Origin of the sequence: Streptomyces sp. DT190, from assembly GCF_049846985.1 — a bacterium.
Classification (GTDB): domain Bacteria; phylum Actinomycetota; class Actinomycetes; order Streptomycetales; family Streptomycetaceae; genus Streptomyces.
In genome coordinates, this window is record NZ_JBNCNM010000005.1 from 1 (window position 1) to 25,383 (window position 25,383).

General features: G+C 71.3%; 24 protein-coding genes and 2 pseudogenes. 14 read left to right on the forward strand and 12 right to left on the reverse strand.

All coding sequences use genetic code 11. The annotated features are described in order from the left end of the window. Nucleotides 1–206: 206 nt before the first annotated feature. The gene (locus ACPXCS_RS11385) at nucleotides 207–1,457 is read right to left on the reverse strand and encodes an NAD(P)-dependent malic enzyme (protein ID WP_425946426.1); all 1,251 of its coding nucleotides are present in this window, start codon (nucleotides 1,455–1,457) and stop codon (nucleotides 207–209) included. A gap of 624 nt (nucleotides 1,458–2,081) precedes the next feature. On the opposite strand from ACPXCS_RS11385, the gene ACPXCS_RS11390 reads away from it, so the two are divergent. The 3 genes from ACPXCS_RS11390 to ACPXCS_RS11400 are packed head-to-tail and all read left to right on the forward strand — an operon-like array spanning nucleotide 2,082 to nucleotide 4,770. Continuing rightward, complete coding sequence (locus ACPXCS_RS11390) at nucleotides 2,082–3,038, forward strand: ABC transporter substrate-binding protein (protein ID WP_425946427.1); 957 nt, start codon at nucleotides 2,082–2,084, stop codon at nucleotides 3,036–3,038. A 32-nt stretch (nucleotides 3,039–3,070) separates the two neighbouring features. Beyond that, nucleotides 3,071–4,012 carry an amino acid ABC transporter permease gene (locus ACPXCS_RS11395; RefSeq protein ID WP_425946428.1) on the forward strand — a complete coding sequence of 314 codons (942 nt, stop codon included), beginning with the start codon at nucleotides 3,071–3,073 and terminating at the stop codon, nucleotides 4,010–4,012. Continuing rightward, complete coding sequence (locus tag ACPXCS_RS11400; RefSeq protein WP_425946429.1) at nucleotides 4,009–4,770, forward strand: amino acid ABC transporter ATP-binding protein; 762 nt, start codon at nucleotides 4,009–4,011, stop codon at nucleotides 4,768–4,770. The genes ACPXCS_RS11395 and ACPXCS_RS11400 overlap by 4 nt, the downstream gene beginning before the upstream one ends. Before the next feature lie 55 nt (nucleotides 4,771–4,825). Here ACPXCS_RS11400 and ACPXCS_RS11405 read toward each other — a convergent pair whose 3' ends face one another. Continuing rightward, nucleotides 4,826–5,596: a class I SAM-dependent methyltransferase gene (locus ACPXCS_RS11405; RefSeq protein WP_425946430.1), complete on the reverse strand. Its 771-nt coding sequence runs from the start codon at nucleotides 5,594–5,596 to the stop codon at nucleotides 4,826–4,828. Between the two features lie 89 nt (nucleotides 5,597–5,685). Between ACPXCS_RS11405 and ACPXCS_RS11410 the strand changes: the two genes are divergently transcribed. Then, nucleotides 5,686–6,345 carry a CGNR zinc finger domain-containing protein gene (locus tag ACPXCS_RS11410; RefSeq protein ID WP_425946431.1) on the forward strand — a complete coding sequence of 220 codons (660 nt, stop codon included), beginning with the start codon at nucleotides 5,686–5,688 and terminating at the stop codon, nucleotides 6,343–6,345. Between the two features lie 65 nt (nucleotides 6,346–6,410). Here ACPXCS_RS11410 and sodX read toward each other — a convergent pair. Continuing rightward, nucleotides 6,411–6,662: pseudogene (gene sodX, locus ACPXCS_RS11415) on the reverse strand (nickel-type superoxide dismutase maturation protease); the annotation flags it as partial. Nucleotides 6,663–6,808: 146 nt separating this feature from the next. Here sodX and sodN point away from each other — a divergent pair. Further along, nucleotides 6,809–7,204 carry a superoxide dismutase, Ni gene (gene sodN, locus ACPXCS_RS11420; protein WP_004983535.1) on the forward strand — a complete coding sequence of 132 codons (396 nt, stop codon included), beginning with the start codon at nucleotides 6,809–6,811 and terminating at the stop codon, nucleotides 7,202–7,204. A gap of 141 nt (nucleotides 7,205–7,345) precedes the next feature. Here sodN and ACPXCS_RS11425 read toward each other — a convergent pair whose 3' ends face one another. Next, the gene (locus ACPXCS_RS11425; protein WP_425946432.1) at nucleotides 7,346–8,500 is read right to left on the reverse strand and encodes an anion permease; all 1,155 of its coding nucleotides are present in this window, start codon (nucleotides 8,498–8,500) and stop codon (nucleotides 7,346–7,348) included. A gap of 104 nt (nucleotides 8,501–8,604) precedes the next feature. On the opposite strand from ACPXCS_RS11425, the gene ACPXCS_RS11430 reads away from it, so the two are divergent. Then, complete coding sequence (locus tag ACPXCS_RS11430; RefSeq protein WP_425946433.1) at nucleotides 8,605–9,339, forward strand: VOC family protein; 735 nt, start codon at nucleotides 8,605–8,607, stop codon at nucleotides 9,337–9,339. 58 nt (nucleotides 9,340–9,397) lie between these two features. Here ACPXCS_RS11430 and ACPXCS_RS11435 read toward each other — a convergent pair whose 3' ends face one another. The 4 genes from ACPXCS_RS11435 to ACPXCS_RS11450 all read right to left on the reverse strand — a co-directional run bounded on the left by ACPXCS_RS11435 (nucleotide 9,398) and on the right by ACPXCS_RS11450 (nucleotide 13,575). Beyond that, the gene (locus tag ACPXCS_RS11435) at nucleotides 9,398–9,712 is read right to left on the reverse strand and encodes a hypothetical protein (protein WP_425946434.1); all 315 of its coding nucleotides are present in this window, start codon (nucleotides 9,710–9,712) and stop codon (nucleotides 9,398–9,400) included. Between the two features lie 178 nt (nucleotides 9,713–9,890). Then, nucleotides 9,891–10,544, reverse strand: coding sequence for a GNAT family N-acetyltransferase (locus tag ACPXCS_RS11440; protein WP_425946435.1), 654 nt, complete (start codon nucleotides 10,542–10,544; stop codon nucleotides 9,891–9,893). 346 nt (nucleotides 10,545–10,890) lie between these two features. Then, the gene (locus tag ACPXCS_RS11445; RefSeq protein WP_425946436.1) at nucleotides 10,891–12,057 is read right to left on the reverse strand and encodes a family 2 encapsulin nanocompartment cargo protein polyprenyl transferase; all 1,167 of its coding nucleotides are present in this window, start codon (nucleotides 12,055–12,057) and stop codon (nucleotides 10,891–10,893) included. Nucleotides 12,058–12,168: 111 nt separating this feature from the next. Then, nucleotides 12,169–13,575 (reverse strand): family 2B encapsulin nanocompartment shell protein, encoded by a 1,407-nt coding sequence (locus ACPXCS_RS11450; protein WP_425946437.1) that lies wholly within the window; start codon nucleotides 13,573–13,575, stop codon nucleotides 12,169–12,171. Nucleotides 13,576–13,901: 326 nt separating this feature from the next. Between ACPXCS_RS11450 and ACPXCS_RS11455 the strand changes: the two are divergent. Continuing rightward, a pseudogene (locus tag ACPXCS_RS11455) lies at nucleotides 13,902–14,300 on the forward strand (DUF6010 family protein); the annotation flags it as partial. Nucleotides 14,301–14,445: 145 nt separating this feature from the next. Continuing rightward, nucleotides 14,446–15,363, forward strand: a complete 918-nt coding sequence (locus ACPXCS_RS11460) for a 1-aminocyclopropane-1-carboxylate deaminase/D-cysteine desulfhydrase (protein ID WP_425946438.1) — start codon at nucleotides 14,446–14,448, stop codon at nucleotides 15,361–15,363. Between the two features lie 155 nt (nucleotides 15,364–15,518). Here ACPXCS_RS11460 and ACPXCS_RS11465 read toward each other — a convergent pair whose 3' ends face one another. Further along, complete coding sequence (locus ACPXCS_RS11465; RefSeq protein ID WP_425946439.1) at nucleotides 15,519–17,117, reverse strand: Na+/H+ antiporter; 1,599 nt, start codon at nucleotides 17,115–17,117, stop codon at nucleotides 15,519–15,521. 62 nt (nucleotides 17,118–17,179) lie between these two features. Here ACPXCS_RS11465 and ACPXCS_RS11470 point away from each other — a divergent pair, with 62 nt between their 5' ends. From ACPXCS_RS11470 to ACPXCS_RS11480, 3 genes are all read left to right on the forward strand, one after another. Next, nucleotides 17,180–17,440: a UBP-type zinc finger domain-containing protein gene (locus ACPXCS_RS11470; RefSeq protein ID WP_425946440.1), complete on the forward strand. Its 261-nt coding sequence runs from the start codon at nucleotides 17,180–17,182 to the stop codon at nucleotides 17,438–17,440. 274 nt (nucleotides 17,441–17,714) lie between these two features. Next, nucleotides 17,715–18,128: a hypothetical protein gene (locus ACPXCS_RS11475; RefSeq protein ID WP_003992877.1), complete on the forward strand. Its 414-nt coding sequence runs from the start codon at nucleotides 17,715–17,717 to the stop codon at nucleotides 18,126–18,128. Between the two features lie 17 nt (nucleotides 18,129–18,145). Next, complete coding sequence (locus tag ACPXCS_RS11480; protein WP_425946706.1) at nucleotides 18,146–19,282, forward strand: RNA polymerase sigma factor SigF; 1,137 nt, start codon at nucleotides 18,146–18,148, stop codon at nucleotides 19,280–19,282. A 52-nt stretch (nucleotides 19,283–19,334) separates the two neighbouring features. Here ACPXCS_RS11480 and ACPXCS_RS11485 read toward each other — a convergent pair whose 3' ends face one another. After that, nucleotides 19,335–19,784, reverse strand: a complete 450-nt coding sequence (locus tag ACPXCS_RS11485) for a hypothetical protein (protein WP_425946441.1) — start codon at nucleotides 19,782–19,784, stop codon at nucleotides 19,335–19,337. 116 nt (nucleotides 19,785–19,900) lie between these two features. On the opposite strand from ACPXCS_RS11485, the gene ACPXCS_RS11490 reads away from it, so the two are divergent. Both ACPXCS_RS11490 and ACPXCS_RS11495 read left to right on the forward strand, forming a co-directional pair. After that, nucleotides 19,901–20,869: a diacylglycerol/lipid kinase family protein gene (locus ACPXCS_RS11490; protein WP_425946442.1), complete on the forward strand. Its 969-nt coding sequence runs from the start codon at nucleotides 19,901–19,903 to the stop codon at nucleotides 20,867–20,869. A 318-nt stretch (nucleotides 20,870–21,187) separates the two neighbouring features. Beyond that, nucleotides 21,188–21,445, forward strand: coding sequence for a WhiB family transcriptional regulator (locus ACPXCS_RS11495; RefSeq protein WP_003992873.1), 258 nt, complete (start codon nucleotides 21,188–21,190; stop codon nucleotides 21,443–21,445). A 228-nt stretch (nucleotides 21,446–21,673) separates the two neighbouring features. On the opposite strand, the gene ACPXCS_RS11500 is transcribed toward ACPXCS_RS11495, so the two are convergent. Together ACPXCS_RS11500 and ACPXCS_RS11505 are read right to left on the reverse strand one after the other, a co-directional pair. Further along, nucleotides 21,674–23,140: a sensor histidine kinase gene (locus ACPXCS_RS11500; protein ID WP_425946707.1), complete on the reverse strand. Its 1,467-nt coding sequence runs from the start codon at nucleotides 23,138–23,140 to the stop codon at nucleotides 21,674–21,676. A 368-nt stretch (nucleotides 23,141–23,508) separates the two neighbouring features. Beyond that, nucleotides 23,509–24,159, reverse strand: coding sequence for a TetR/AcrR family transcriptional regulator (locus tag ACPXCS_RS11505; protein WP_425946443.1), 651 nt, complete (start codon nucleotides 24,157–24,159; stop codon nucleotides 23,509–23,511). A gap of 97 nt (nucleotides 24,160–24,256) precedes the next feature. On the opposite strand from ACPXCS_RS11505, the gene ACPXCS_RS11510 reads away from it, so the two are divergent. Continuing rightward, nucleotides 24,257–25,009: an SDR family oxidoreductase gene (locus ACPXCS_RS11510; RefSeq protein ID WP_425946444.1), complete on the forward strand. Its 753-nt coding sequence runs from the start codon at nucleotides 24,257–24,259 to the stop codon at nucleotides 25,007–25,009. Nucleotides 25,010–25,383 lie beyond the last annotated feature (374 nt).

Consider the following 25,383-nt stretch of genomic DNA (forward strand, 5'->3'; position numbering starts at 1 on the left):
CGCCCCCCGCCGCCCCCCCCCCCCCCCCCCCCCCCCCCCCCCCCCCCCCCCCCCCCCCCCGCCCCACCACCCCCCGTCAGGCGAAGACGCGAAGCCCCCCCACGCACACCCCGCACACCCCGCACACCACCTGAACAGCCGATCCCCGGCAAAGAAATGACCCCGCCCAGCCCGGACGGGGTCACCTCACCACTTCACTCGCGGTGTCAGCGACGCGCGACACCCTCGGCCCGGGCCGCCGCCGCCACGGCCGCCGTCACCGCCGGCGCCACCCGCTCGTCGAACGGAGAGGGGATGACGTAGTCGGCCGCGAGGTCGTCCCCGACCACGGCCGCCAGCGCCTCCGCCGCGGCCAGCTTCATGCCCTCCGTGATCCGCGAGGCCCGCACCTGCAGGGCCCCCGCGAAGATCCCCGGGAACGCGAGCACGTTGTTGATCTGGTTCGGGAAATCCGACCGCCCGGTGGCGACCACAGCCGCGTACTTGTGCGCGACCTCGGGGTGCACCTCCGGGTTCGGGTTCGCCATGGCGAAGACGAACGCGCCCTCGGCCATGGACGCGACCGCGGACTCCGGCACGGTCCCTCCCGAGACCCCGATGAACACGTCGGCCCCGGCCAGCGCCGTCTCCAGCGACCCGGTGATCCCGGCCTTGTTCGTGAACCCGGCCAGGTCCCGCTTGACCGGCGTGAGGTCGTCCCGGTCCGCCGACACGACACCCTTGCGGTCGGCCACCGCGACATCCCCGATCCCGGCCTCGACCAGCATCTTCGCGATGGCGACACCCGCCGCCCCCGCGCCGGAGATGACGGCCCGCAGGTCACCGACGGCCCGCCCGCTCAGCCGCGCGGCGTTCCGCAGGGCGGCCAGCGTCACGACCGCCGTACCGTGCTGGTCGTCGTGGAAGACCGGGATGTCCAGCCGCTCCTGCAGCTTCCGCTCGATCTCGAAGCACCGCGGCGCCGAGATGTCCTCCAGGTTGACCCCGCCGAACGACGGCGCAAGCCGCACCACGGTCTCGACGATCTCGTCGACGTCCGTGCAGTTCAGCGCGATCGGGACCGCGTCCACGCCGCCGAACTGCTTGAACAGGATGGCCTTGCCCTCCATCACCGGGAGGGAGGCCTCGGGCCCGATGTCACCGAGCCCCAGCACGGCCGTACCGTCCGTCACGACGGCGACGACCGAGGACTTCCACGTGTAGTCGTGCACCAGCTCCGGCTGCTCCGCGATCGCGCTGCACACCTTCGCGACGCCGGGCGTGTACGCCAGGGACAGGTCGTCCTTGTCACGGACCGGCACGGTGGCCTGCACAGCCATCTTGCCGCCGCGGTGCAGCGCGAATGCCGGATCGAAGGAGTCGAGGGAGTCGAGGGAGTCGAGGGGCTCCGCACCGCCCTCGCTGCCCGCATCACCGGTCTTGCTCTCGCTGCGAGGATTGACGATCTCCGCTGCCACTTCGTTTTACCCCTTAAATCTTCATCGGTTTGAGGGTGGCCACTCCTGGTGAGGGGTGGGCGGGACCGCGCACGGCCGAGGTCGTGCATGTACGTGATACGTACGGGCGCGTACGCGACGGGCGCGCCGCACACGCGCCCTGAGCCCCGGATGAGGGGTGTAAAGACCCTTCTTACCGGACGGAAGGCACCGAGGACGAGTCCATAACGCCAAGGTCACATGCCGGTGCCCTGACTCTTCGTCCAAAATCGGGACAAGGCCTGGACAAACCATCGAGAACCACTCAAGCAGCGGTGAAGTCCACGGCCCACGTGCCGAAATCCCGGGATATGCCGAAGATCTTCCGGCCGGAAGGAAGCATTCCCACAGAAGGTCCGGCCGTGATGTACCGGAGTGGTGCGGTTCGGGGGTCGCCCGTTATCCGATTTTGACATGGCTGGCCCCCAGAATGGCGCAGTCCGAATGGCAAGATGCCGTAATCACACGAGGTCGCGACACTCGAAGACGTGTGTTCTCGTCGACCCACGGCGCTGCCGACCCCGTCGGCAGGCCACGGCACTGCCGAACCCATCGGCAGCGCTGAGCCCCATCGGCAACTCCACCCATCCGCCGGAGGAACCCACCATGACCGCAAGCTCCACCCGTCGTACGACCGCCGCCCGCTCCCGGCTAGCAGCGGTCGGTGCGATCGCGGTCGCAGGCGCGCTGATGCTCACCGGATGCGGTGACCAGACCAAGGACAACGGCTCGGACAGCGAGACCGCGACGGCCTCCGCCCCGCTCGCCGACAAGCTGCCCAAGGCGATCCGCGACAAGGGCGTCATCAAGGTCGGTTCGGACATCGCCTACGCCCCGGTCGAGTTCAAGGACAGCTCCGGCAAGGTCGTCGGCATCGACCCGGACATCGCCGCCGCCATGGGCAAGCAGCTCGGTGTCGACTTCCAGTTCGAGAACGGCACCTTCGACACGCTGATCACCGGTCTGCGCTCCAAGCGGTACGACATCGCCATGTCCGCGATGACCGACACCAAGGACCGCCAGGAGGGCATCGACTCCGACACCGGCAAGAAGGTCGGCGAGGGCGTCGACTTCGTCGACTACTTCACCGCCGGTGTGTCGATCTACACCAAGAAGGGCGACGACCAGGGCATCAAGACCTGGTCCGACCTGTGCGGCAAGAAGATCGTGCTGCAGCGCGGCACGGTCTCCGAGGACCTCGCCAAGGCCGAGTCGAAGAAGTGCCCGTCCGGCAAGAAGATCGCCATCGAGCCCTTCGACAACGACCAGCAGGCCCAGACCCGCCTGCGCGCGGGCGGCGCCGACGCCGGCTCGTCCGACTTCCCGGTCGCCGCGTACGCCGTGAAGACCTCCGGCGGCGGCAAGGACTTCCAGCTGGTCGGCGAGCAGGTCGAGGCCGCTCCGTACGGCATCGCGGTCGCCAAGAACCAGACGGAGCTGCGGGACGCCCTCAAGGCCGCTCTCGACGCCATCATCGACAACGGCGAGTACGAGAAGATCCTCAAGAAGTGGGGCGTCACCGACGGCTCCGTCGACGAGGCCACGATCAACGGCGGCAAGTGACCGCGACGCAGCGGCACTGAAAGGCAACACCCGTGACTGTTGACATCGACAAGACGGCGGGCGACACGCCCCCGGCCGGGCCGGAGGCCATCAAGGCCATCCCGGTCCGGCACTACGGGCGGTACATCTCCGCCGTCGTCGCCATCGCCCTGCTGGGCGGCGTCGTCTACGCGTTCGCCCAGGGCAAGATCAACTGGGACGCGATCCCGGACTACTTCTTCGACGACCGCATCGTCGACGGCGTCGGCAAGACGCTCCTGCTGACCGTGCTGTCCATGGCGATCGGCATCGTCGGCGGTGTCCTGCTCGCCGTGATGCGCCTGTCGAAGAACCCGGTGACCTCGTCGATCGCCTGGTTCTACATCTGGTTCTTCCGCGGCACCCCGGTCCTGGTCCAGCTGATCGTCTGGTTCAACCTGGGCCTGGTCTTCGAGTACATCAACCTCGGGCCGTTCTACAAGGACGAGTGGTCGGACTTCATGACCCCGTTCCTGACGGCGCTGCTGGGCCTCGGCCTGAACGAGGCCGCGTACATGGCGGAGATCTGCCGCGCCGGTCTGCTCTCGGTCGACGAGGGCCAGACCGAGGCGTCGCACGCCCTGGGCATGAGCCACTCCAGGACGCTGCGCCGGATCGTGATCCCGCAGGCGATGCGCGTGATCGTGCCGCCGACGGGCAACGAGGTCATCAACATGCTGAAGACGACCTCGCTGGTCTCGGTCGTCCAGTACCCCGAACTGCTCCGCGCCGGCCAGGACATCGGCCAGACCTCCGGTGCCCCCGCCGAGATGCTGTTCCTGGCGGCGGCCTGGTACCTGCTGCTGACCTCGGTCTTCAGCGTCGGCCAGTACTACCTGGAGCGGTACTACGCGCGTGGTTCGAGCCGCTCGCTCCCGGCCACGCCGTTCCAGAAGATCAAGGCGAACGTGCTGTCCCTGTCCAACCGCTCGTCGACGACGGGAGGCACCGCATGACCGCCATGGTGAAGGCCGAGGGCGTCCACAAGTCCTTCGGCCCCGTCGAGGTCCTCAAGGGCATCGACCTGGAGGTGAAGGCCGGCGAGGTGTTCTGCCTCATCGGACCGTCCGGCTCCGGCAAGTCGACCTTCCTCCGGTGCATCAACCACCTGGAGAAGATCAACGCCGGCCGCCTGTACGTCGACGGCGAACTGGTCGGCTACCGGCAGAAGGGCGACAAGCTCTACGAGCTGAAGGACAGCGAGGTCGCCCGGAAGCGCCGTGACATCGGCATGGTCTTCCAGCGCTTCAACCTGTTCCCGCACATGACGGCCGTGGAGAACGTCATGGAGGCGCCGGTCCAGGTCAAGGGCGTGAACAAGGGCCAGGCGCGGCTGCGGGCCCTGGAGCTGCTGGACCGGGTGGGTCTGGCCGACAAGGCGGGCAACTACCCCTCGCAGCTCTCCGGCGGCCAGCAGCAGCGCGTCGCCATCGCCCGGGCCCTGGCCATGGACCCGAAGCTGATGCTGTTCGACGAGCCGACCTCGGCGCTGGACCCGGAGCTGGTGGGTGACGTCCTGGACGTCATGCGCGACCTCGCCGAGTCCGGTATGACGATGGTCGTCGTCACCCATGAGATGGGCTTCGCCCGCGAGGTGGGCGACAGCCTGGTGTTCATGGACGGCGGTGTGGTGGTCGAATCCGGTCACCCGCGCGAGGTGCTGACGAACCCGCAGCACGAGCGGACGAAGTCGTTCCTGTCCAAGGTCCTCTGAGGGTCCGCACGTGAGGGGGCGGCACGGGATCTCCGTGCCGCCCCCTTCGCACGGGCTACTTCATGGCGAGCAGCAGGGTGTCCGAGGGCGAGCACCACACGGGCCTGGCCTCGCCGAATCCCTTCTCGCGCAGCACGCGCGCGTGCCACTGCACCGACGGCATGTCGCCGTCGGCGTGGTCGCCGTAGATCTCGTAGCGCCGGGCCGTGGGGCCCGCGAGGAGCGGGTCCTTCGCGGCGAGCTGCCACCACTCGGTCCAGCCGAGCACGCCGGATTCCCTGGCCTGTTCCATGCGGGCGTGGCGCTGCGCGCGTTCGGCGGCGTTGATCCGGGGCGTCGTCTCGTCGATCATGTGGTCCGCGTTCATGAAGACACCGCCGTCGCGGACGAGTCCGGCGATCCGGCCGTAGAGCTCCGCGAGAGGTTCCCGGTGCAGCCAGTGCAGGGCCGTCGCGGTCAGGACGGCGTCGTACGACGCGTGCGGCAGCCGCGCCGGCCAGTCGGGGTCCTTGAGGTCGGCGCTGACGAGGGTGACCCGGTCGTCGCCCGCGAAGGTGCCCTCGGCGATGGCGAGGAGCGCCGGGTCGAGGTCGACGCCGGTGCTGGTGGCGTCCGGGAACCGGGCGAGCAGCCGGGCGGTGATGCTGCCCGTGCCGCAGGCGAGGTCCAGGACGCGCGGGGCGGTGCCCACGACGGCCTCGACCATGTCGAGCATGATCCGGAACCGCTCCTCGCGGTCGGGCATGTACCACTCCTGCTGCCGGTCCCAGCTCTCCTGCCAGGCCTGCCAGTCGGTGGTGGCGGTCCGGATGTCCGCGTCCGTCATCGAGCCCCTCCCTCGTAATACCCTGGATGCACCATCAGCTCTTACCAGTGCGCGCTCACGACCCTAAAGCCCCTCCGTAAGGACTACAAGTGGAACTGGCCTATTACTCGGACTACGCCGTGCGTCTCGTCAACACCGAGGAGCCGGCCCGGGGCAAGGACACCCTGACGTCGGTCGAGGCCGTTCGCGACCTGTTCGGCGGCCAGCAGTCGGCGGCCCGCCGCGCCACGGACGCGGACGTGACCCGCTTCCGTTCGGTGCGGGCCCGGCTGCGCGCGGTCTTCGAGGCGGCCGACAGCGGTGACGAGCAGCTCGCCGTGGACCTGCTGAACTCGCTGCTGCTGGAGTTCCCGGTGAGCCCGCAGATCTCCGGGCACGACTTCCGGGACGACGACGGCCGCCCGCTGTGGCACATGCACCTGGCGGACCACCCGTCGAACGCGACCGCGGGCTACGCGGCGATCGCCGCGATGGGCCTGGCCTTCCACCTGACCGAGTACGGCGTGGACCGCCTCGGTCTGTGCGAGGCCCCGCCCTGCCGCAACGCCTACCTGGACACCTCGACCAACCGCTCCCGGCGCTACTGCTCCGACCGCTGCGCGACCCGCGCCAACGTGGCGGCCTACCGGGCCCGCAAACGCCTGGAGGCGGCCCGGCCCGGCCTGCCCGAGAAGACCGGCCTGGCGGCCGACAGCGCCCAGCCGAGCAGCGCCCACGGCGAGCGCCGGCCGGGCCTGAGCGGCCGGTAGCGGAACCGGACCCGGCCCAGCACCAGGTCGTCGGGCACGACGCCGTAGTCGGTGCTGTCGCCGCCCGCGTAGGCGTTGTCGCCGAGCACCCACCAGCCGTTCTCGCGCCGCTCGGCGGCCCGCTTCACCACGAGCAGGTCCTGCTGGAAGGGATGCCGCAGCACGACGACGTCACCGGCCTTGATCCGGACGCCGTAGTGCACCAGGAGCCGGTCCCCGTGGTACAGCGTCGGCACCATGGACGGCCCGGTCACCTCGGCCACCCCGAACGGAGCGGCCGGCCTCCCCCGCTCGGACTCCTGCGACAGCTCCGGCATCACCCGGCACCTCCCCGGTTCTTTCCTCCACCAGTCTCAGTCTCACCCCGGACTTTTGTCCTAAGCCCTAGGGGGCACTCGCGAAAACCCCTCCCCCACGGAGTAATGTCCCCTGTGAGAAGACGATCACGAGGAAGGAATGCTCCATGCTTTCCCGCCTGTTTGCACCCAAGGTCAAGGTCAGCGCGCACTGCGACCTTCCCTGCGGTGTCTACGACCCCGCCCAGGCCCGCATCGAGGCGGAGTCGGTCAAGGCCGTCCAGGAGAAGATGGCCGGAAACGACGACCCGCACTTCCAGGCCCGCGCCACCGTCATCAAGGAGCAGCGTGCCGAGCTCGCGAAGCACCACGTCTCGGTGCTCTGGAGCGACTACTTCAAGCCCCCGCACTTCGAGAAGTACCCGGAGCTGCACCAGCTGGTCAACGACACCCTGAAGGCCCTCTCGGCCGCCAAGGCGTCGACCGACCCGGCCACCGGCCAGAAGGCGCTGGACTACATCGCCCAGATCGACAAGATCTTCTGGGAGACCAAGAAGGCCTGAGCGCCGCGCACCCCGAAGGGGCCCGGCCGTCGATACGGCCGGGCCCCTTCGTCGTACGCGCCCGGCGCGGCCCGGGCCCCGGCAGTCCTGTGCGCTCCCTCCCGGCGCTCCCGCCCGGCCGGGTGCCGGCCCCCGGTCGCCTCAGGCGGCCGCGCCGACCTTGGACGGCGGATCGCTGTGCAGGCCGACCTCGTGCGTGTCGTTGACGTTCCGCGCGTGCACCGGGTTGCGGCGCGAGAGCAGCACGATGACCGCGGCGAGGGCCGCGCCGACCACGGCGACGACCGCCGTGCCGACGTCGCCGCCGCTCTGCACGATCGCGGCGGCCGCGCCTCCGACCAGCCCGGAGGCGGGCAGGGTGAGCATCCAGGCGACCGCCATCCGGCCCGCGACGCCCCAGCGGACCTCCGCGAGCCTGCGGCCGAGCCCCGCGCCGAGGATGCTGCCCGAGGCGACCTGGGTGGTGGACAGGGCGAAGCCGAGGTGGGCGGAGGTCAGGATGACGGTCGTGGAGGCGGTCTCGGCCGCGAAGCCCTGCGGCGACCGGATCTCGGTGAGGCCCTTGCCCATGGTGCGGATGATCCGCCAGCCGCCGAGGTAGGTGCCGAGGCCGATCGCGATGCCCGCGGAGGCGACCACCCACAGGGGCGGGCCGGCGTCGGGGCCGAGCGCGCCGGCCGCGATCAGGGTGAGGGTGATGACGCCCATGGTCTTCTGGGCGTCGTTGGTGCCGTGGGCGAGGGAGACGAGCGAGGCGGAGGCGATCTGGCCGATCCGGAAGCCCTTCGTCACGGACTCCTCGCTCGCGCGGTCGGTGAGCCGGTAGGCGAGGACGGTGGCCAGCAGCGCCGCCACCCCGGCCACGACCGGTGAGGCCACCGCGGGGACCAGCACCTTCTCGACGACCTGGCCGAAGTCGACCCCGTGGTTGCCCGCCCCCACCCACACGGCCCCGATCAGCCCGCCGAACAGGGCGTGCGAGGAGCTGGACGGCAGGCCGACGAGCCAGGTCAGCAGGTTCCACAGGATGGCCCCGACGAGCCCCGCGAAGATCATCCCCGGGGTGACGAGGGTGTCGTCCACGATGCCGCCCGAGATCGTCCTGGCGACCTCGGTGGACAGGAAGGCACCGACCACGTTGAGGACACCGCTGATCAGGACCGCTCTGCGCGGCGCGAGCGCGCCGGTGGCGATGGACGTGGCCATCGCGTTCGCCGTGTCGTGGAATCCGTTGGTGAAGTCGAAGGCGAGCGCCGTGACGATGACGACGGCCACGAGGAACGTGATGTGGTCCATTGCTGCATGCAAACAAGCCCGGGCCGGCGGGCGGGGACGGCGAGGCGCAGGCAGGTCAAGGTTCACGCAGGTGGCCGTGGCGTGCCCGCTCTACGATCACGGCCATGAGCATCCGCTGGACCTACGCCTTCGCCGACCGGCCGCACGCCGCCTTCGGCGCCGCCTGTGACTTCTGGACGGCGGTCACCGCCACCCGGCTCTCCGAACCGCGCGGTGAGCGGCGCGAGTTCGTCACGCTGCTCCCGGACGGCGCCGACGCCTGCGTCAAGGCCCAGGCGGTCGCATCGGGTCCCGGCGGCGCGCACCTGGACTTCTGCGTCGACGACGTACGAGGGTTCGCCGACTCGGCGGTGCGGCTCGGGGCGCGGGTGGTGCGGGACGTCGACTCGCTCGTCGTCCTGCGCTCACCGGGCGGGCAGTTGTTCTGCGCGGACGCCTGGCAGGGGCAGGCGTCCCGGCCGGGCGTGGTGCGGGGCAGCCGGCTCGACCAGGTGTGCGTGGACGTGCCGCCGTCGGCGTACGCGGCGGAAGTCGCCTTCTGGAGCGCGCTGTTGACCGGCTGGGAGTCCCGGCCGGGCTCCCTCCCCGAGTTCCACGTGGTCGAACCGCCGCCGGAACTGCCGATCCGGCTGCTCCTGCAACGCCTCGGCACGGAACGCCCGGCCTCCGCCCACCTCGACCTCGCCTGCGCGGACGCGGCGGAGACCCGGGCGTGGCACGAGACGCTCGGGGCCGCGTTCGTGGCCGGCTTCTCCGGCTGGACGGTGATGCGCGACCCGGCGGGCGGCACGTACTGCCTGACGACCCGGGACCCGGAGACGGGCCGGCCGCGGGTCTAGTCCGACTTGCCCCTGGGCCCCGAGCCCCGGCGCCCCGGCCCTGGTGCGCACGCCGGGCTCAGGGGTTCTTGGTGACGGTCTCTCCGGGGGCCGTCTCCGGCGGAGCCGTCTCCGCCGGGGTCGTCACGGGTCGGGTGGTCACCGCAGGAACGGAGCCCTCGGCGGACCGGGCCGTCCCGGCGTGCTCGGCGGGCCGGGCGCCCTCGGCCGGGCGGCCGGCTTCCGAGTCCTCCGCGTCATAAGCCCCGCAGTCGGGATTGCGGCAGGGGCCCGCCACCCACTTCGGGACCCATGTGCCCAGCGTCTTGTGCCGCCGGACGACTGTTTCCACTGGCTGTCCGCAGGTCGGACAGACGTGCTCGTCGCTGCCCATGCCTTCAGGGTAGGCCGGTGCGGGCCCGCGTGCTTGGCGACCGTGCGGCCGGAGGGGGACCGGGCCCTCGCCGTGGGTGACGGGGGTGTCCTCGCCGTACGGGGACCGGGTGCCCCTCGCCGTGGGTGACGGGAGTGTCCTCGCCGTACGGGGACGGGGCTGACCTCGCCGTACGGGGCTACGCGGCCCTCTCGGTGCGCGGCTCGCGCCACATCGGCCACATGGCCGGGCCGTCGGGGAGGTCCAGGACCGGGCCGGAGAGCTCGAAGCCGAGACGTTCGTACAGCTTGCGGCTGCGGGCGCTGCTCGCCTCCAGATACGCGGGCAGCCCTTCGCGGTCGCAACGGTCGAGGACCGACCCGATGAGCGCGGTACCGAGCCCCTCGCCCTGACGGCCGGGGGCCACGCCGATCATCCACAGGTACTCGTGGGCCCGCCCGGAGGGGTGGATCGCGGCCGTGAGACGGCCGATCTCCTCGATGCGCGGGTTGTCCGGGTCGACGGCCTGCCGCACCTGGGCCGGGCCGTCGTCCTCGTCGGCGAGGCCGTCCTCGCCGTGGCCGTCCGGGCCGTGGCCGTCCGCGCCGTGGCCGTCCTCGGCCGGCATGGAGAGCCACAGCGCGCAGGCGGAGCCGTCCTCGGTGACGTCGATGCGGCCGGAGGCGAGCACGATGTCGGTGAAGGCGGCCATGAGCCCGGGGTGCTTGGCACGGCGGTCCGCCGCGCCGGGGAAGACCCAGCCGCTGACGGGGTCGTCCTGGAAGGCCTCATCCAGGAGCCGGACGATCAGTTCCCGGTCCGCCTCGCCCGCCGTCCGGATCGCCACGCCCATGTCCCCGCCCCTTCGGTCGTGCCGGCCGCCGGTGCCGCTCACCGGTGCCGACGGGCGTTGATCGTAGGGCGGCCCGGGCCCGAGGCGGGGAGACGGACCGGGACCTTGGCGGAAACGCGTCGAACGCCGTCCAAAGCGGGGCACGTGACACGAGTGAGGGGGGCGGGGCACGTGACAAAAGAGGGACGGGCCCCGCACACCGTGGGGCAGTGCGGGACCCGCCGGCCGGAGCCCGGAGACCGTGCGGGGTCAGGATCCGCACGGCCCCGGTGCCCCGGAGCTCTGCCCTCCGGTCACCCGGAGAGCCGTCAGATGTCGTGCCATCAACCTCCGCCGCCGTCGGCCGTCAGCCGCTGCGCCGGGTCACGAACTCGGCGAGGGCCAGCAGACCGCCCGCCGCCTCGGGATCCGGTACCGCACGGGCCAGTTGCTGCATCGCCTGGACCATCCGGTCGGCCGCCTGGTCCTGCGCCCAGTCACGGCCGCCCGCGCGCTCCACGGTCAGGGCGATGTGCTCCAGGTCCTCGGTGTCACCGGGTCGTGCGTACAGGTCGGCGAGTTCGGCGGCCTCGGGCGTGCCGGAGACGAAGGCCGCGACCACCGGCAGGGACTTCTTGCGGGCGGCCAGATCCGCGCCGACGGGCTTGCCGGTGCGGCTCTGGTCGCCCCATATGCCGATGATGTCGTCGATCAGCTGGAAGGCCAGCCCGGCCTCCCGGCCGAAGGCGTCCAGCGCCGCCACCTCGGCCTCCTCGACCCCCGCGTACAGCGCGCCGAGCGCGCAGGCGCTGCCCAGCAGGGCGCCCGTCTTGGCCTCCGCCATGGCGAGCACCTCGTCCAGCGTGACCTCGGCCGGGGCGCGCCGCTCCAGGGCCGTGTCCGCGTGCTGCCCCGCGCACAGTTCGACCACGCAGTCCGCGAGCCGGGCGGCGGCCGCCGAGGACGCCGGATGCGGGTCCTCGGCGAGCAGCCGCAGGGCCAGCGCCTGCAGGGCGTCCCCGGCGAGGATCGCGGCGGCGTCACCGAACACGGCCCAGACGGTGGGCCGGTGGCGGCGGGTGGCGTCGCGGTCCATCACGTCGTCGTGCAGCAGCGTGAAGTTGTGGACCAGCTCCACCGCCGCGGCTGCCCGGACCGCCCTCGCCCGGGCCTCCGGTCCCCCCAGGGCGGCCGCGGCCGCGAGGACGAGCGCGGGACGGATCGCCTTGCCCGAGCCGCCCTCGGCCGGTGTGCCGTCCGCCTGCTCCCAGCCGAAGTGGTAGCGGGCGATCCGGCGGAGCGGCCCGGGCAGTGAGTCGAGCGCGGCCCGCAGCACCGGGTCGACCTCCGCCCGGGCACGCTCCAGGAGTGTGACCGCCTCATGCACCTCGGCCGGTCCCGGCCCGCCGTCCTGCTGCGTCCCGATGGGCCCCCGCCCTTCCGGCGCCCCGGCTGCCTGCCGGGGCTCGGGGCCGCGCTGCCCGGGGGCGGGCAGTGTCGGCCCCGTCCTGGACTCCGTGAGGGACTCACTCATGGGACCGCCTCGGAGAAGGAACGGACGGTGGCGCCTGGGCTGCCGCCGGGCGCGTACCCCCAGGGTGTACCCGTCCCGCCGCGGCGGGACACGGCCTGCGTACCGGAAGCGTCACTGCCAGCGGCCGATCTCGACGTTCTCCAGGACACCGAGCGCGTCCGGTACCAGGACCGCTGCCGAGTAGTAGGCCGTGACCAGGTACTTGATGATGGCCTGTTCGTTGATGCCCATGAAGCGCACCGACAGGCTCGGCTCGATCTCGTCCGGGATGCCGGAGGCCCGCAGACCGATGACGCCCTGGTCGCTCTCGCCGGTACGCATGGCGATGATCGACGTCGTGCGCGCTTCCGTCACCGGGATCTTGTTGCACGGGAAGATCGGCACGCCGCGCCAGGTGGGGATGCGGTTGCCGCCCATGTCGATGGTCTCCGGGACCAGTCCCCGCCTGTTCAGTTCGCGGCCGAACGCGGCGATCGCGCGCGGGTGGGCGAGCAGGAGCTTGGTGCCGCGGCGCCGGCTGAGCAGCTCGTCCAGGTCGTCCGGGCTGGGCACGCCGTCGTGCGGCTGGATGCGCTGGTCGTACTCGCAGTTGTGCAGGAGCCCGAAGTCGCGGTTGTTGATGAGCTCGTGCTCCTGGCGCTCCTTCAGCGCCTCGACCGTCAGCCGGATCTGCTGCTCGGTCTGGTTCATGGGCTGGTTGTACAGATCCGCCACGCGCGTGTGGATGCGCAGCACGGTCTGGGCGACGCTCAGTTCGTACTCGCGCGGCCGGGCCTCGTAGTCGACGAACGTGTGCGGGATGTCCGGCTCCCCGGAGTGGCCGGAGGCGAGGTCGATCTCCTTCTCGCCGTACTTGTTGGAGCGCTGCGAGGGGATCGAGCGGCGCTGCCGGAGGTGCTCCCGCAGCGAGTCCGAGCGCTCGGCGATCTGCGCGAACTCCTGGCGGGGCAGGACGAGGACGGTGCACGCGGTGAGCGCGCGGGCCGTGTACTCCCAGATGGCGTCCTCGTTCAGCAGCGCGTCGTCGCCGAAGTAGGCGCCGTCGGCGAGGATGCCGAGGGACTCGTCGTCCCCGTAGGGGCCGGTGCCGACCTTCTCGACGCGGCCGTGCGCCAGCAGGTACACCTCGTCCGCCGGGCTGCCGAAGGGGACGATCACCTCGCCCGCCGGGATCTCCCGCTGCTCGCAGCGGCGGGCGATCTCGTAGAGCACCTCCTCGTCCTCGTAGGAGCGCAGCGCGGGCAGTTCGCCCAGCTCCGCTGGGATGACCTCGACGCGATCGCCGGTCTTGACGAACGTCAGCCGCCCGTCGCCCACGGCGAACGTCAGCCTCCGGTTCACCCGGTACGTACCGCCCTGGATGTCGACCCAGGGCAGCATCCGCAGCAGCCAGCGGGAGCTGATCTCCTGCATCTGCGGCACGGACTTGGTCGTGGTGGCCAGGTTCCGCGCGGCCGCCGTGCCGAGACTCTGCTGCGGCTTGGTCTGCTCCGTGCGGACCTCTTCGCCTACCGACATAGAGAACTGCCCTCCCGGTTGTGACCGACGCCCATACGCCTCGGGCATCGATGTGCACGACCAGCCTTCCTCACGCAGCGCAGCGATGGTATTACCCGAAAGAGCGGGAATGGATCTTCGTACTGCTGGGCAGGAGGCGCTTCTTCCGGTGTCCCATCCGGTGGTTCTCCGGTGTCCCTAGCGGCGTTCGAGGAGAGCCCTGCCGGGGTCCGGCGCCGGGCTGGCGGCAACCCGTGGGAACTTGGCGGCCGTACCCCTTTGGGGCTGGTGGGGCCGGTTCTAGCGTGATGAGCCGTTCCCCCACCGCCTCCAGAAACGGCCCCGCCATGCAGTACGTCGCGCCGATCGGTATCGGCCTCCTCTACGCCCTGGTGATGTCCCTGGTCCGCGAACCGCACCGGCGGCGGCTGAACGCGGTCATGGTCGCCGGTGCCGGCGCCGCTTACCTCAGCGGGGGCGGCCTGGGCGGCTGGGAGTTCGCCTTCACCGCGCTGCTGACGTACGTGGCCTTCCGCGGTCTGGAGTCGTGGACGTGGATCGGCGTCGGCTGGATGCTGCACACCGCGTGGGACGTCGTCCACCACATCAAGGGCAACCCGATCATCCCGTTCGCCCACACCTCCTCGCTGGGCTGCGCGATCTGCGACCCGGTGATCGCGCTCTGGTGCCTGCGCGGCGGGCCGTCGCTCACCGCGTGGGCGCGCAGCCGGCTCGGAGCCGGGCGGCCGCGGCTCGGAGCCGGGCGGCCGCGGCTCGGAGCCGGGCGGCCGCGGCCCGCCGCGCGGGCCGGCGAGGACCGCGGCTCCGACGAGCCCGGCCGCGGTGGGAGGGCCGACGCCGCTTCTCCCACCCCCGGGTGACAATGGCCCGGTGACCAGCCCCGGCACCCCCGACACCCCCGGCCTCGCCGGCCTCCGGCCCCGGCTGCCCTCGCCGGTGCAGGAGGTCGTCGACGGCCGGTTCGAGCGCCGGGGCGTGCGCCTGCTGCTCAAGCGGGACGACCTGATCCACCCGGAGCTCATCGGCAACAAGTGGCGCAAGCTGGCGCCGAACCTCGCTGCGGCGGCCGGCCGTACCGTCGTCACGTTCGGCGGCGCCTGGTCCAACCACCTGCGCGCCACGGCCGCGGCGGGGCGCCTGCTCGGCATCCCCACGATCGGTGTCGTGCGCGGCGACGAGCTGGCCGACCGGCCCCTCAACCCCTCCCTGGCCCGGTGCGCGGCCGACGGCATGCGGCTGCACTTCACCGACCGGTCGACCTACCGCCGCACGTCCGAGCCGCATGTCCTGAGCGGCCTGCTGCGCGCGGCGGACGCCGAGCACGCGTACGTCGTCCCCGAGGGCGGCAGCAACGCCGAGGCGGTGCGCGGCTGCCGGGAGCTCGGTGCCGAGCTGCGCGGCCGGGCCGACGTCGTCGCCGTGGCGTGCGGTACCGGCGGCACGCTGGCGGGGCTGGCCGCCGGTCTGGCGGCCGGGCAGCGCGCGCTGGGCGTGCCGGTCCTCAAGGGCGGCTTCCTGACCGCTGACACCGAGGCCCTGCAGCGGGACGCCTTCGGCGGGCCGCGGGGCACCTGGAGCATGGACGACCGCTTCCATTTCGGCGGCTACGCGCGCGTGCCCGCCGAGCTCGACGCCTTCGCCGCGGACTTCGAACAGCGGCACGGGCTACCCGTCGAACGCCTGTATGTCGCCAAGCTGCTGTACGGGCTCGTCGCTCTGGCCGGCGAGGGCGCCTTCCCGCGCGGGACGACGGTGGCGGCCGTGATCACAGGCCGTCCCTTTCCCTGACGTCCGGCCGCACCTTTTCCGACGTCCGGCTGCTCCTTTCCCTGATGTCCGGCCGCCCTACCCGGCCGTCAGGGCGCCTTTCCCCAGCTCAGGCCGCCTGCCTTAGCCTCCCGAGCCCTCCGGTCCGCCCCGGTGGTCCGGACCAGGCCCCGCCGCTACGCCGCCTCCCGGAAGGCCGCCGCCTCCTCCAGGTCCAGCCGGCGCAGCAGCGTGCGCAGCATCTCGTCGTCGATGTACCGGCCGTCCCGGAGCCTGACGAACACCTCGCGCTCGGCGCTGATCATCTCGCGCGACAGCCTCCGGTAGGTGTCGTCGACGGACTCCCCGGTGACCGGGTTGGCCTGCCCGAGCCGCTCCCAGACCGCGTTGCGACGGCGCTCCAGAACGGTGCGCAGCCGGTCGGCGAGGGGGGCGGGCAGGGCGTTGCGCTCGTCGGACAGCAGTTCGTCCAGGCGCCGCTCGGCGGCCCGGGAGGCCTGCGCCTGAGCGTTGGCCTCGGCGAGCGTCTCGGCCTGCGCGTCCCGCCCCGGGAACTTCAGCAGACGGATCAGCGGGGGCAGGGTCAGGCCCTGTACGACGAGGGTCCCGATGACGGTCGTGAAGGTCAGGAAGAGGATGAGGTTGCGCTGCGGGAACGGTTCCTCACCGTCGTGCATGGTGAGCGGGATGGAGAAGGCGATCGCCAGCGAGACCACGCCCCGCATGCCGGCCCACGCGATCACGAACGGCCCCTTCCAGGTCAGCTCCCCCTCCCGCTCCCGGATGCGTGCCGACATCAGCCGCGGCAGGAAGGTCGCCGGGTACACCCAGACGAACCGGGCCGCGACGACCACCAGGAAGACGGCGACGGCGTACCAGGCGGCGTCGACGCCCTCGTACTCGCCGAGGCCGCGGAGCACCACGGGCAGCTGCAGTCCGATCAGCGCGAACACCGCGGACTCCAGGACGAAGGCGACCATCTTCCACACCGCCTCCTCCTGCAGGCGCGTGGCGAAGTCGACCTCCCACGCGCGGTGTCCCAGGTAGAGCGCGACCACGACGACCGCGAGGACACCGGAGGCGTGCACCGCCTCGGCGACGGCGTACGCGACGAACGGGATCAGCAGGGAGAGCGTGTTCTGCGGCAGCGCCTCCTTCACGTGCGTGCGCAGCCAGTGGATCGGCGCCATGAGAAGCAGTCCGACCACGACGCCGCCGATCGCCGCGAGCAGGAACTCGCCGATGCCCCCGGCCCAGGTGGCACCCTCCCCGACGGCGGCCGCCAGGGCGACCCGGTAGGCGGTGATCGCGGTCGCGTCGTTCAGCAGGGACTCGCCCTGCAGGATCGTGGTGACCCGCGACGGCAGCCCGACCCGGCGGGCCACGGCGGTCGCCGCGACGGCGTCCGGCGGTGCCACGACCGCGCCGAAGACCAGGGCCGCGGTCAACGGCATGCCCGGCACGATCAGGTACAGCGCCCAGCCGACCACGAAGGTCGCGAAGAGCACGTACCCGACGGACAGCATCGCGACCGGCCTCAGCTGCGCCCGCAGGTCGAGGTAGGAGCTGTCGGTGGCGGCCGTGTGCAGCAGCGGGGGCAGGATGAGCGGCAGGACGATGTGCGGGTCGAGGGTGTAGTCGGGCACGCCCGGCAGGTAACTGACCGCCAGACCGGCCGCGACCAGCAGCAGCGGCGCCGGCACCGGGGTGCGCCGCGCGGCCGCGGCGATCGCGGCGCTGCCCGCCACCAGCAACAGCAGTGGCATCACGTCCATGGTTCTCGCCCGCCCTCTTTTTTCGACGCGGTCTTCCGCTCGACCGTCGTAACCTGGCAATCATGAAACAGTGCACGCACGCCGACGCGCTGCCGCACCCCGAACCGGGCCCGCTCACCGAGACCTGTCCGGAGTGCCTGGCGGAGGGCACGGATCCGGTGCAACTACGGCTGTGCCTCAGTTGCGGTCACGTCGGCTGCTGCGACTCCTCGCCGGGGCGGCACGCGGCGCAGCACCACAAGCAGTCCGGTCATCCCGTCATGCGGACGCACGAGCCCGGGGAGACCTGGCGCTGGTGCTTCGTCGACCATGTCCTCGTGTGAGACGGCACCCGCCCGGCAAAGGACGGTCCGACCAGGACGGTTCGAGCGTCTGACGTCTGGGTACGTCAATCCGGCGCGCGCTCTTCCCATTTGGGCCCGCCCAACCCCTAGACACGGAGCGTGTCCACAGGTTTACTGTGAGTGACGGCAAGGGGTTGGGGTCCCGGGGACAGGATCGTCGAGAGCGCGATAGCGTCACCGCTGAACCACGTATCGCGTTACCCCGGGGGGCGACCCTCGGCCCTGAAACGCTTGTACCACCATGGAGGTGAGGGTGTCCCAGATCGCAGGCGAGCCCGCGACCCAGGACTTCGTCGAAGTCCGGCTGCCGGCCGCGGGTGCCTACCTGTCGGTGCTGCGTACGGCCACGGCCGGTCTCGCGGCCCGTTTGGACTTCACCCTCGACGAGATCGAGGACCTGCGCATCGCGGTGGACGAGGCCTGCGCGATCCTGCTGCAGCAGGCCGTGCCCGGCTCGGTGCTCAGTTGCGTCTTCCGCCTCGTCGACGACTCACTCGAGGTCACCGTCTCGGCGCCGACCACGGATGGTCATGCCCCCTCGCGGGACACCTTCGCCTGGACCGTCCTGTCCGCCCTGGCGGGCAAGGTCTCCTCCGCGGTGGACAAGGACAAAACCGTTTCGATCAGCCTCTACAAACAGCGCGGCGCGGGACCCGGGCCGGCGTGAGGAACGAGGACGGGCCGGTGCGGGACGAAGAGCGCGGCACACGAGAGCTGCCGGCCGAGGGCGCGGGCGTGAGTGGCCCGGCCGGAGCCCGGCGCATGGCTGAGGGCATCGACGGCATCCCCGAGCAGGCCCGCCCGCATCCCGAGGACGACTCCGCGGGGTCCGTCCTCCCGGACGGCGGGCGGCTCGGCCAGGGCGGTGCCGTGCGGAGCGCGCCTCCGGGCGGAGGGATCACCGCATCCCCGGCCCAGGGGGTTCCCCCCACTCGCGCGAAGTCGGGAGGGGCGGAGGAGGCGAGGGCTCGGGGAAGGGCGACGGGCGGGACGATGAGCGAGCACGAGCGACACTCCGAGGACGAGTCGCCGAGCGCACAGCACGCGCACGGCGCGCAGCACGGCGCCCCGGACCGCAGCGGGGCACGCGAGATGTTCCTCAAGCTGCGCACGCTGAGCAACGGCAGCCCGGAGTACGCGGAGCTGCGCAATCAGCTGGTCCGCATGCACCTGCCGCTCGTCGAGCACCTCGCGCGCCGCTTCCGCAACCGCGGCGAGCCGCTGGACGACCTGACCCAGGTCGCCACCATCGGACTGATCAAGTCGGTCGACCGCTTCGACCCCGACCGCGGCGTGGAGTTCTCCACGTACGCGACACCGACGGTCGTCGGCGAGATCAAGCGGCACTTCCGCGACAAGGGCTGGGCGGTGCGGGTACCGCGCCGGCTGCAGGAGCTGCGGCTGTCGCTGACCACGGCGACGGCCGAGCTGTCGCAGCTGCACGGCCGCTCCCCCACGGTCCACGAGCTCGCCGAGAAGCTGGCGATCTCCGAGGAGGAGGTCCTGGAGGGCCTGGAGTCGGCCAACGCGTACTCCACGCTGTCCCTGGACGTCCCCGACACCGACGACGAGTCCCCGGCGGTCGCCGACACCCTCGGCGCGGAGGACGAGGCGCTGGAGGGCGTGGAGTACCGGGAGTCCCTCAAGCCGCTGCTGGAGGATCTCCCGCCGCGCGAGAAGCGGATCCTGCTGCTTCGCTTCTTCGGGAACATGACCCAGTCGCAGATCGCGCAGGAGGTCGGCATCTCGCAGATGCACGTCTCCCGGCTGCTGGCACGCACCCTGGCGCAGCTGCGGGAGAAGCTCCTCGTCGAGGAGTGACCGCCGCTTCTCCGCACCGCTGCGGCTCAGGTACGGCTGCTTCGCGGTACCGCTACTTCTCCGTACCGCCGGCGTTGCCGGGCCCGCGGATCCCGAGGGCCCGGGTCGTCTCCGGGTTCACCAGCAGGACGAGCGAGGCGACGGCGACCACGGCGAGCGCGATCCCTCCGGGGATGGCCATGCTGTCGGCCTGGAGCAGGTTGTAGGCCACCGGCAGCGCCATGAGCTGGGTGATGACGGCCGGACCGCGGCTCCAGCTGCGCAGGGCGAGCAGCCCGCGCGCGGCGAGCAGCGGCAGCAGCGCGAGCACGACCAGCGTGATTCCCCCGGTGACGGCCTGCTGCCGGTCGTCGGGGTGCCCGGTGAAGCCGAGGACGAGGATCCAGACCCCGCCGACGACCAGCGCGAGCCCCTCCAGCGCGGCCAGCAGCGCGGCGTACGTCAGGCGCCGCGGACGGGGGCCGGTGATCGCGGGGGTGGTGGAGGTCTGCTCACTGCTCACCCCTGAAGGGTAGCCCTCGCGCCGCGCGCCCCCGGGAGCGAGGTTCACCCCCGCTCTCTTACCCGATCCCCACCTCGGTCTGGGCCCGGTACCACCCAGTAGGTACGCTGCCAGTCATGCGTGCACTTCTTGTGGTCAATCCGGCGGCAACCACTACGAGCGCGCGCACACGCGATGTACTGATCCACGCACTCGCCAGCGAGATGAAGCTGGAAGCGGTCACCACCGAATACCGCGGTCACGCGCGCGACCTGGGCCGGCAGGCGGCGGACAGCGACGACATCGACCTGGTGGTCGCCCTCGGCGGCGACGGCACGGTCAACGAGGTGGTCAACGGCCTGCTCCACGCCGGCCCCGCCCCGGAGCGCCTCCCCGGCCTCGCCGTGGTCCCGGGCGGCTCCACCAACGTCTTCGCCCGTGCCCTCGGCCTGCCGAACGACGCCGTGGAGGCCACCGGCGCCCTCCTGGACGCCCTGCGCGACGGCAGCGAACGCACCGTCGGCCTGGGCCTGACCTCGGGCACGCCGGGCACCGAGGACGAGTCGGTGCCGTCCCGCTGGTTCACCTTCAACGCGGGTCTGGGCTTCGACGCGGGAGTGGTGGGCCGGGTGGAGCAGCACCGCGAGCGCGGCCGGAAATCCACACACGCCCTTTACGTACGTCAGGTCGTGCGTCAGCTGTTCGGGGAGACCCACCGCCTGAACGGGACGATCACCCTGGAACGGGCCGGCGCGGACCCGGTCACCGATCTGGTGCTGTCCATAGTCTCGAACACCTCCCCGTGGACGTTTCTGGGGAATCGCCCGATCTACGCGGCGCCTAAGGCCTCGTTCGATACCGGCCTCGACATCTTCGCTCTCAGCCGCCTGTCGACCGCGGCTGTTGCCCGGTATGGCACCCAGTTGCTCACTTCGTCCCCCGAGCGCGGACCCCACGGTAAGCACGCCACCTCTCTGCACGACTTGACAGAGTTCACCTTGCATTCGAAGGTGCCGCTCCCCCTCCAGATGGACGGTGACCATCTGGGGCTGCGAACCAGCGTGACGTTCACAGGCGTACGCCGTGCACTGCGTGTGATTGTGTGAGCAGAACTGGCTAAAGTCCTTTCACTCGAACGTTTAGGCCAGGATCCACCCCATGGAAGTACGGCTGTGACCTAGTCGACACCGAAGAATCAAAAAAAACTTTCCGGAAGGGGTTGTATCCGCCGCTGAGGTTTGCGAGTCTCTACGTGGCGATCGAGACGGCCCGCAACACCGGCCTCCACTGATCACCAGAACCCCTCTTCAACTCACAGGACCTTCGCCGGGAACCTGGCAGTCGGCCCTTCACTTGTTGAGGGATTCGTGAAAGCGTTCACATTCACAAGCACCTGCACGTAATACCAAGGAGAGGTAGCAGCCATGGACTGGCGTCACAACGCCGTTTGCCGCGAGGAAGACCCCGAGCTCTTCTTCCCCATCGGCAACACCGGTCCTGCGCTGCTGCAGATCGAGGAAGCCAAGGCCGTCTGCCGTCGCTGCCCGGTGATCGAGCAGTGTCTGCAGTGGGCGCTCGAGTCCGGCCAGGACTCCGGCGTCTGGGGTGGTCTCAGCGAGGACGAGCGCCGTGCCATGAAGCGCCGCGCCGCCCGCAACCGGGCCCGTCAGGCCTCCGCCTGACAACCCACCCCTGCTGACAGCCTGAGCTTGGCGGCGCGTGCAGCGAGCACGCATCTCCCGCCCCCGAGCCGCAGCGCGCAGTTCCCCCGATGCGCTTAGTAAAAGCAGCAACGAGCTTTAGCCCCGGGCCACTTGGTGGCCCGGGGCTCATCGCTTTCCTGGCCTGTTCACCAGGAGTTTCCGCGCTCCCCGCTCGGCGGCGCTCCCTGCGCCGGGACGGGGAATCCGTTACTTCTGGGCCCGCACCGGAATGTCGAGGATCACACGGGTGCCGCGCTCCGGAGCCGGGACCATGTCGAAGGTGCCACCCAACTCCCCCTCCACCAGGGTCCGGACGATCTGGAGGCCGAGATTGCCGGCGGTGTGCGGATCGAAGCCCTCCGGCAACCCGACGCCGTCGTCCTGGACGGTGACCAGCAGCCGGGCCTCCTTCGTCGTGCCGCCGCGGACCGCCGACACCTCCACGGTGCCGGTGTCGCCTTCACGGAAGCCGTGCTCCAGCGCGTTCTGCAGGACCTCGGTCAGCACCATGGACAGCGGGGTGGCGACCTCGGCGTCGAGGATGCCGAAGCGTCCGGTGCGCCGGCCCGCGACCTTGCCCGGGGAGATCTCCGCGACCATCGCCAGGACCCGGTCGGCGATGTCGTCGAACTCCACGCGCTCGTCCAGGTTCTGGGAGAGGGTCTCGTGCACGATCGCAATCGATCCGACGCGCCGCACCGCCTCCTCCAGAGCCTCGCGCCCGCGGTCGGACTCGATGCGCCGGGCCTGGAGGCGGAGCAGGGCCGCCACCGTCTGGAGGTTGTTCTTGACCCGGTGGTGGATCTCCCGGATCGTCGCGTCCTTGGTGATCAACTCACGTTCGCGGCGGCGCAGTTCCGTGACGTCCCGGAGCAGCACCAGCGAGCCGATGCGGGTGCCCTTGGGCTTGAGGGGAATCGCGCGGAACTGGATGACACCGTCGTTGGCCTCGATCTCGAACTCGCGCGGTGCCCAGCCGCTGGCGACCTTGGCCAGCGCCTCGTCCACCGGGCCCCGGGTGGGAGCGAGTTCCGCCGTGGTCCGGCCGAGGTGCTGTCCGACGAGGTCGAAGGCGAGGCCGAGCCGGTGGTAAGCGGACAGGGCGTTCGGTGAGGCGTACTGGACGAGGCCGTCGGCGTCGAGCCGGATGAGGCCGTCGCCGACGCGGGGCGAGGCGTCCATGTCGAGCTGCTGGTTGGCGAACGGGAAGGATCCGGCCGCGATCATCTGCGCGAGGTCGGACGCGCTCTGCAGATAGGTGAGCTCCAGCCGGCTCGGGGTGCGCACCGTGAGGAGGTTGGTGTTGCGCGCGATGACGCCGAGGACCCGGCCCTCCCGCCGCACGGGGATGGACTCGACCCGGACGGGCACCTCCTCGCGCCACTCCGGGTCGCCCTCGCGCACGATGCGGCCCTCGTCCAGGGCGGCGTCCAGCATCGGGCGGCGGCCTCGCGGGACGAGATGACCGACCATGTCGTCCTGGTACGAGGTCGGGCCGGTGTTGGGGCGCATCTGCGCGACCGAGACGTACCGGGTGCCGTCGCTGGTGGGGACCCACAGGACCAGGTCGGCGAAGGAGAGGTCGGAGAGCAACTGCCACTCCGAGACCAGCAGGTGCAGCCACTCGAGGTCGGTGTCGTCGAGGGCGGTGTGCTGGCGTACGAGTTCGTTCATGGAGGGCACGTGGCGAGCGTACCCGGGCGTTTGTACGGCTCCGAAATACCGGGAGCCCGGAAACACCCGCGGGCCGCGGCGCCTGAGAGGGACCCTCAACCCTCCCGGCACCGCAGCCCGGAGCAATATCGGCCGTGGGGTGTGCGGTCCCGGTCGGCCGAAGGATGAGGAGCCGGGGCAGTCAGGGCAGAGAGCCTCGGATCCTCGGTCCGCCTTCCTGTGCGGGGAGGGCGGAGGCTTGGTGCGCGTGGTGCACGCGCTCTCATCACGCATTGTGGACTAGACCACTCGGGGTGTCCATGCATGGGAGGCTGTTCGTTGTTGTTGATTTCGCGACGCGCCGGACGCGCGAGTGTCCACCACGCAGCCTAACCCGTGTGGGTTCCTGTGCGGGGCCAGATGGACATGGCAATTTCGGCGACGGCCTCCAGTTCCTCCCGGCTCGCCCCGTCGCGCGCCTGTTGCGACATGCCCTGGATCATCGCGCCCGTGTGCCGGGCCAGGGCGGCGGCGTCGGTGTCCGCGGGCAGGACGCCGGCGGCGACATCGGCCCTGATGCGTCTCTCGAAGGTCGCGATGTTGGCGTTGCGGCGATCCCGCAGCGACTGCTCGACCTCGGGCGTGGAACAGTTCGCGGCGGCGTGCACGACGAGGCAGCCGTGCGGGTGGCCGGGCTCCGTGTACGCGGTGGCCGCCTCGCGCAGTACGCGGGCCACGGCGGCCCGCGCGGTCGGCTCCTCCGCGAGGGCGCGGTCCGCGAACGAGCCGTAGCGCGTGCCGTAGACGCGGACGACCTCGTCGAAGAGGGACCGCTTGTCGCCGAAGGCCGCGTAGAGGCTGGGTGCGCCGATGTCCATGACGCGGGTGAGGTCGGAGACGGACGTGGCCTCGTAGCCGTGCTCCCAGAAGGCCAGGATCGCCTTCTCCAGGGCCGTCTCGCGGTCGAAGGAGCGGGGGCGCCCGCGGGGCCTGGTCGCGGCCTTGCCCCGGTTCTTCGCGGATCCGTCGTCGTTCACCATGGGGTGCATTTTATAGCGGGCACTAGAGAAATGTCGGCGGGCTGCGGTACGGTCATTTTTGTAGCGACCGCTAGACAAATGCGAAGGGGGCGCCGTCATGGGCGTGCTCACGGGCAGGACTGCCCTGGTCACAGGGGCGAGCAGGGGCATCGGGCGAGGGATCGCCGAGCGGCTGGGGCGTGACGGCGCCCGGGTCGCGGTGCACTACGGCAGGAACGAGGCGGCGGCCAAGGAGACGGTCGCCGCGATCGAGGCGGCGGGCGGCTCGGCCTTCGCGCTCGGGGTCGAGCTGGGCGTGACCGGTGACGCGGAGTCGCTGTGGGAGGAGTTCGACCGGCACGCGGACGGGCTCGACATCCTGGTGAACAACGCGGCCATCGGCAGCACGCGCCCCATCGTGGAGCTGGAGGAGCGCGAGTTCGACGAGACCTTCGCGGTGAACGTGAAGGCGCCGTTCTTCATCCTCAAGCACGGCATGACGCGGCTGCGCGACGGCGGCCGGGTCGTCAACATCTCGTCCGGGCTGGCCCGCACGGCGGTGATGCCGGACAACGTGGCGTACGCGATGACGAAGGGCGCGCTGGACGTCCTCTCCCGCGACCTGTCCAAGGTGCTGGGCGCCCGGGGCATCACGGTGAACTCGGTCGCGCCGGGCATCATCGACACGGACAACACGGCCGCGCTGCTGCACGGCTCCGCGGACGGCTGGGCGAAGGCCGCGGCGATATCCGCGCTGGGCGGGGTGGGCCGGCCCGCGGAGGTCGCCGATGTGGTGGCGTTCCTGGTCTCGGACGGGGGCCGGTGGGTGACGGGGAGCTGGGTGGATGTGACGGGGGGTTCACTGACCTAGCGGGCCCGCCGGACGGTGGCGGTGCGGCTCGTGCCGCCTTCGCGGGGATGCGGGAGCGCGCCACGTCCGGGGGCGGGGCTGAGCCCCTCCGACCTCCGTCGGCGGCCCTTCCGACTTCCGTCGGCGGCCCTTCCGGTCACCGTCGGCGGCCCTTGCACAGGCACCGTCGGCGGCCCTTGCACAGGCACCGTCGGCAGCCCCTCCGGTCGCCGTCGGCAGCACCTCCCGTCGTCGCCGGTTCACCGACGGCCGTGCATGCCTCACCGCGTCCTCGACGGCCGCCGGTTCACACGCGCCTTGGTGCGGCCCGGCAGCTCGGCGGAGGGGTCCGATGGAGCGCCGGCGGTCATGACGGCTCCTTCCGGGGGCATGGC